We start from the raw sequence: 6,000 nt of genomic DNA, 5'->3' as shown, positions 1-6,000 counted from the left end.
CTGCACAGGCTCGGCAACCGCTTCGACCACAGGCGGTACCGGTTGCACTGCCACCGGTGCCGGCGCGGCCAGCACTGGCTCGACAGGGGACGTGGCCGCCACGGTTGGGGCGGAATCAACTGTGGCCTGGCTGATCCCCACTGGCTTTAGCGGCTGAACCGGCGCATTGCCAGTGTCTGCCGGGCGGAAGGCCAGCATTCGCAGCAGGACCATTTCAAAGCCACCACGCGGATCTGGCGCCAGCGGCAAATCGCGCCGGCCAATCAGGCCCATCTGGTAATAAAATTGCACATCTTCGGCAGGCAACCCCTTGGCCAGGGCCAAGACGCGATCGCGGTCGCCGTGACCATTATCGACACCTTCAGGCAACGCCTGGGCAATGGCCACGCGATGGAAGACGTTGAGGATCTCGGACAGCACGCCATTCCAGTCCGGGCCCTGCTCGGACAGATGGCGAACGGCCTCGAGCATGGCCCTGGCATCACCTTCGATCAAGGCGTGCAACAGGTCGAACACCTGACCGTGATCCAGCGTACCGAGCATCGCCCGCACATCACCCGCCAGTACCTTGCCCTCACCGAAGGCAATGGCCTGATCGGTGAGGCTCATGGCATCACGCATCGAGCCATCGGCGGCGCGACCGAGCAGCCACAGCGCATCATCTTCAAACGGCACGTTTTCGACACTGAGAACGTGGGTCAAATGCTCGACCACGCGCTCGGGTGTCATGTTCTTCAGCGAAAACTGCAGGCAGCGCGACAGGATCGTGGCCGGCAATTTCTGCGGATCGGTGGTCGCGAGGATGAACTTGACGTAAGGCGGCGGCTCTTCAAGGGTCTTGAGCAGCGCATTGAACGAATGGCTGGAGAGCATGTGCACTTCGTCGATCAGGTAGACCTTGAAGCGCCCGCGGCTCGGCGCGTACTGCACGTTGTCGAGCAGTTCGCGGGTGTCCTCGACCTTGGTGCGGCTGGCGGCGTCGATTTCGATCAGGTCGACAAAGCGCCCCTCATCGATTTCACGGCACACGGAGCACTCGCCACAGGGAGTCGAGGTGATACCTGTTTCACAGTTCAGGCATTTGGCGATGATCCGCGCAATGGTGGTCTTGCCGACGCCACGGGTACCGGTGAAAAGGTAAGCGTGGTGCAGGCGCTGACTGTCCAGGGCATTGATCAGAGCCTTGAGCACATGGGTCTGGCCGACCATTTCGCGGAACGAGCGCGGACGCCATTTACGTGCAAGAACCTGATAACTCATTGATAACCGTCGCGTCAGAAAAGCGGAGGGGGCTAATGCTAGCGGAGCAAGGGCAAAATTGCATCCGATGCGCACGTTTAACTGCGCGCAGCCTTGGCATAGACCTTTTTACCCACGCACAGAAAATCATCGCCCGGTCTTTTGACCGTCGAACAAGGCTTGACTGCAAGATTTGGAGTTTGGTTCGAACCCGACAGAACTGCGGGTTTAAAATGGAGGCAACCCCACCAGCCACACCCCGGCACACAATGTTCCCGCTGTGGCTGCTTCCTTCCGGATCTGACCAGGTGGCATGCAAGCATGCTCGGGTAATCGTTGCAGCCCACAAGGGGTAAGGGTTTCAGGGTTTTGAGGTCACTTCCAATCACCCGTACCGACACACGGCACGGGCAGTCATAAATCTGGGGTGTAGCCAGCATTGTCACACTTAGCTGTAACACACGGGTGTCACACATGGCCTACCTGATACGTCGCGGAGCCTTCTACTACCTGAACCTCAGGCTTCCGAAGCACCTTTTCCCAAGGTGTAACACTTTACGTCTGAGTCTGAATCTCAGGTCTCGTCAACCTGCAACTTTTCTTGCTTCCTCCTTAGCCCAACGAATCCACAGCCACTTGCTTGAACACCCCCTAGCAGACCTTCAGACGCTCCGTACACTGTGTGTCGGGTGGCGAGACGCAACGCCAGCGCCAGCAATTCGATCTGTCGTACGGAGCCCCTCAGCCATTTCACCTAAGCAAGTCATCGACAGTCCTACCCTTGGCACCTTATCCAAGCGATACGTCGAGGAAGGTAAACGCGGAGGCACATGGCGAGAAGTAAGCACTCACGAAGTGGAACGCTCACTGCGAGACTTATTTGAGTTGATGGGCGATATGCCTATTGCTGCATTTGATGCGAATCAAGCACGCCTGCTTAAAGATCGCTTGAGCCGTTGCCCCCAATACTTCGGACTACGACCTGAGTTCAAAGGCAAGACGCTGCTACAGGTGGTTGAGTCTGGTAGCACCTACAAGACCGTCACAGCGGTTACGGTGAACAACCGACTGCGCAAACTCTCAGCATTTATGAACTGGTGCAAAACTAACGGGTACATCCAAGACAATCCCTTGACCGGACTCAAGATGATGACCGGCTCTGCAAAGGAAGCTCGCTTGTCATTTGAACAACATGACCTAACCACCCTTCTCGATCTGGATGCACTCAAAACTGAAGCTCGCAAACATCCTTGGCGCTACTGGATACCATTGCTGGGCCGCTACACCGGCGCAAGACTAGAGGAGTTGTGTCAGCTACGAGTCGATGACTTTGTTGAACAGCAAGGGATTCTCTGCATCCGCATAGATGACAGCAGCGAAGGTCAAAAGCTGAAGAATGCAAGCAGCCGACGCATGCTGCCAGTACACCCGCTTCTGGTTGGGTTGGGGTTACTGCGGCATGTTGAGTCAGCCAGAGCCAGTGGAGGCCATAGATTGTTCCCTGAACTTGAACCTGTAAGGGGAAAGCTGGGGCATGCCCCATCCAAGTGGTTTGGGAGGTACAAGGCTAAGCGCGGCATTGATGACAGCAAGAAGACATTCCACAGCTTCCGGCACACGCTCATCGATGACTTAAGGGATGCTGGCGTACAAGACTCGCTGATCAAAAGAATCGTTGGGCATGAAGACAGTGCCGTCACTTTTGGCGTTTATGGCAGCAGGACACCCTTGAAAGCAATGCAGGAAGCTCTTGAGCACATAAAATCTGACTAAAAAATTGTTGCATGGCACCGAAGACATGGGGGGGGGTACTCGACCCATCATAAGACTGCGACAGAGATCAGAAACTCTCAGCCCGACCACTGGACCGATAGCGCATCGCTAAGGGGCTTCTGATGTCTGCCGCGCGAAGAAGCTAAAGATATTTATTGACTTTGGTTTTCATATATGTATTGACATATCGAGATCGCCTTGATAGTATTAAAGTAAGTAGAGAGAACTTCACTTTCAGTGTTACCCCACTCTCTATCCATCTTGAATAGCCCACCTAAATCTGTGGGCTTTTTTTCGCCCGCAAGAAAACCTAGTCGCAAGTCAAACAATCACCTATCCAAAGGAGGACATCCCTATGCCCAATATTCACAATTGCAAGCAGTGCGGTATCTCGCTTGCCAACAAGTATGGTAACGCTCGCCACTGTAGTCACGCTTGTCGAAGTAAGACATGGCGACAATTGCAGACACGAACAATCTCTGTGAAATTGAAGCTGACAATCTCGCAGTTCGACATCCTCAAGAGGCAAGCTGAGAACCTCAACCTATTGATCAATCAACTGATCATCAACAGAGCGACGAGTGCTTCCGGCTGCGTGCATCCATGAACTTCATCGTTATCGACAAACAAAGCAACTTGATCAAAGGAACTGTCACAGCGCCAGCAGAACCAACTAAGAATACCAAGACACTCTTCATCAAGGCTGGCGAACTTACTTTATCGAAGTACTTCAAGCTAGCAACCAAGGCGCGAGCCAAGGGCCTCTTGGTAGATATTGGTGAGCTGGCGAAAGTCTCCCATAGCTTCCTTGATTCATTGATCCGAAACGATAAAAAACGCTGACCCCTAGCTAGGGTACAGGGTCGCACTCCCATCAACCTGAGAGGCCCGAGATAGAGCCATCAATATCACACTTTTTGGCTGACGTCAGCCTATACACCACCAACAGAAGGAAAACAAAAAATGAACTTTCAAGAACGCATGGCATGGGCCATCGAGCAAAACAAACATAGACAGACCACTCAAAGACAGGTACCAGTAACTCGCACTGCAATAAAGAAGACACCAACACCTGATGAGTATCGTACGACAACACTGCAACGAGTATTGACTAAAATGAGATTTAACAAGGAGCAAGCATGATGGCAAACCAACACAAGATTACAATTCAAGGTACAGCACCTAAGTACGATCCAAACCAGCTCACCCAACTGGTAGCAGAAGCCAAACACAAGTACAGCAATTCTCCGAAAAACTGTATCGTCGTTCGATCCGATATAGACAGAGAGTTCCTCCAGATAGTGGCTGACAAGCTAAATCAAGGTTATGCCTTGAGCCCGTATCCACTGAACCTTGGGCCCATCAACTTCAACTGCCACTTGATTAAGTCGCAGACTCATCAGGACTCCGACCTCGCCCAGCTTGAGGTTGATGTTAAGGCTGAGTATGTAGAGTTTCTGGAAGCCGAGCATGTTCGCTACAAAGACTTGCTGCTGGCCCAACTACTCCAGGCTGAAGAGCTGAAGGCAGCCAAGAAGGCTGAACAAGCTCAAGCGAAGTTGTTGGCAGAGCTACAGGCACAAGTGGCAGCAACTTTCACCCCACTCCAGATCCCTGAATAGATCAGGACACCCCTCAAGCCATGCGGAAAGCCCTCCAACGGCATCAATAATCAGTTGCATTATCATTAGAGCAGCAGTATGATCCGCCCTCGCATCAAAATGCGTACAGACATCTGAAGCCTCCCCCGCGACCACTACTCAAACAGTGCCTTGCAAGTTGGAGGTTTTTTTGTGTCCGAGATTTACCAAAACCAACCGGCAGAACCCGAGAGGATTGCCTATGAACTGAACTTGAAAAGGAGATATTCCAATGCCGTACGCACTCGCCTCAAATTTGACATCCGATGCAAACGACCACGCTTCAGACCTGCTATCTCCAGCAGAACTGAAAGCAATGAGTGTGCGCTTCGAAGCTAACGCTGCTCAATGGCTGACAGAGAATGCACCAACAGCCATAGCCACTACCACGACCATGCGCAAACCGAAGAGCGGGCTCGGACGCAAACCCAAGAGTATTGTTAATCCATTTTACGGCTTCGTCGGCTGCACAACGCACCTAGAGCGCTACCCAGTGTTTGCAATGGACATTATCGAAGGCATTGCACGACTTGATTGGCATGACCGAGATATCGATGTCGGCGGCAAGTCCATGCCATTGTCTGTGCGAAACCTTGTCTTGATTCTGGAGAGCCTTTCAATCGTAACCAACGAAGTCGTTGAAGATCTGCTGCAGCTGAGAGAAAGACATGCCAGACGTTACGTCAAAGCAATTGAACTAATCATGCCGTGGATGATGAAGAGTCGCCCTCAGGATCTCATCAACGAAATGGAGGGTATTGAACCCGAACCGGAAGCCAGCGAGTGGGATGATGGCGATAATTTACACAAACCCAGCGCTGAAGAACTGGCAAAACTCCATTACGACATGCGCACTTTCATCGAGCATAAGAGTGCTGAAGAATACAACAACCTGCATACTGCTGAACTTGCATGTGCCAAGATCAGCAATATGATTCCTTTGCCAGCACGCAAACAGCACCCCATGAAAGCAGAGGCACTGGGCTTACTGAACCAAGGAATAAATCTATCGGAAATCTCGCGACTGACTGGCGTACCCCGCAAAACCTTAAGGCAATGGCGAGACGCATCTCATAGTCAAAAGTTGGCTGCATAAATTGCAAGGGTGGAACCTATTTCGGCCGCATGTATCATAGAAGCATTTGATTCTGTTTTGATGACCAAAGGGCAGAAAAGCAGGATTGAATGTTGCACTACTCTTAAATTGGACATTTATGATTCTGCGTCTATGCAGAAAAACAACCTAAGTTACTATAAGTCTGTGTAGGCGAGCAAGTTCACCACCAACACAGAACAAACTGACACACCCTAAGACCAATAAAGAGTCAATACAAAACGAAAAGCTTCT

6 protein-coding genes are annotated in these 6,000 nt (G+C 51.9%); 5 read left to right on the top strand and 1 reads right to left on the bottom strand.

What is annotated here, in order from left to right:
- Positions 1–1,260: DNA polymerase III subunit gamma/tau (dnaX, locus tag GHO42_RS02345; RefSeq protein WP_153384091.1), on the bottom strand; the 1,260-nt coding region annotated here is incomplete at its 3' end.
- A 453-nt stretch (positions 1,261–1,713) separates the two neighbouring features.
- Between dnaX and GHO42_RS02340 the strand changes: the two genes are divergently transcribed.
- The 5 genes from GHO42_RS02340 (at position 1,714) to GHO42_RS02315 (ending at position 5,748) form a co-directional block, all read left to right on the top strand.
- Positions 1,714–3,012 carry a site-specific integrase gene (locus GHO42_RS02340; protein ID WP_029611339.1) on the top strand — a complete coding sequence of 433 codons (1,299 nt, stop codon included), beginning with the start codon at positions 1,714–1,716 and terminating at the stop codon, positions 3,010–3,012.
- Positions 3,013–3,615: 603 nt separating this feature from the next.
- Entirely contained in the window at positions 3,616–3,855 is a 240-nt protein-coding gene (locus GHO42_RS02330; protein WP_153326553.1) for a hypothetical protein, read from the top strand.
- 120 nt (positions 3,856–3,975) lie between these two features.
- A complete protein-coding gene (locus GHO42_RS02325) occupies positions 3,976–4,155 on the top strand; it encodes a hypothetical protein (RefSeq protein WP_153326555.1) in 180 nt (59 codons plus the stop codon).
- Positions 4,152–4,634 (top strand): hypothetical protein, encoded by a 483-nt coding sequence (locus GHO42_RS02320; RefSeq protein ID WP_153326557.1) that lies wholly within the window; start codon positions 4,152–4,154, stop codon positions 4,632–4,634. Before GHO42_RS02325 ends, GHO42_RS02320 begins: the two co-directional genes overlap by 4 nt.
- Before the next feature lie 250 nt (positions 4,635–4,884).
- Positions 4,885–5,748 (top strand): helix-turn-helix domain-containing protein, encoded by an 864-nt coding sequence (locus tag GHO42_RS02315; RefSeq protein WP_153326559.1) that lies wholly within the window; start codon positions 4,885–4,887, stop codon positions 5,746–5,748.
- Positions 5,749–6,000: the final 252 nt, after the last annotated feature.

Source organism: Pseudomonas sp. FSL R10-0056 (assembly GCF_009600105.1).
Classification (GTDB): Bacteria; Pseudomonadota; Gammaproteobacteria; order Pseudomonadales; family Pseudomonadaceae; genus Aquipseudomonas; species Aquipseudomonas bubulae.
Note: the sequence above shows the minus strand (reverse complement) of the source record. Positions and strands in the feature narration are given on the sequence as shown.

Coding starts and splice junctions, on each gene's coding strand:
- GHO42_RS02340 (WP_029611339.1), top strand. CDS start 1,714: ATGGCCTACCTGATACGTCGCGGAGCCTTCTACTACCTGAACCTCAGG.
- GHO42_RS02315 (WP_153326559.1), top strand. CDS start 4,885: ATGCCGTACGCACTCGCCTCAAATTTGACATCCGATGCAAACGACCAC.
- GHO42_RS02325 (WP_153326555.1), top strand. CDS start 3,976: ATGAACTTTCAAGAACGCATGGCATGGGCCATCGAGCAAAACAAACAT.
- GHO42_RS02320 (WP_153326557.1), top strand. CDS start 4,152: ATGATGGCAAACCAACACAAGATTACAATTCAAGGTACAGCACCTAAG.
- GHO42_RS02330 (WP_153326553.1), top strand. CDS start 3,616: ATGAACTTCATCGTTATCGACAAACAAAGCAACTTGATCAAAGGAACT.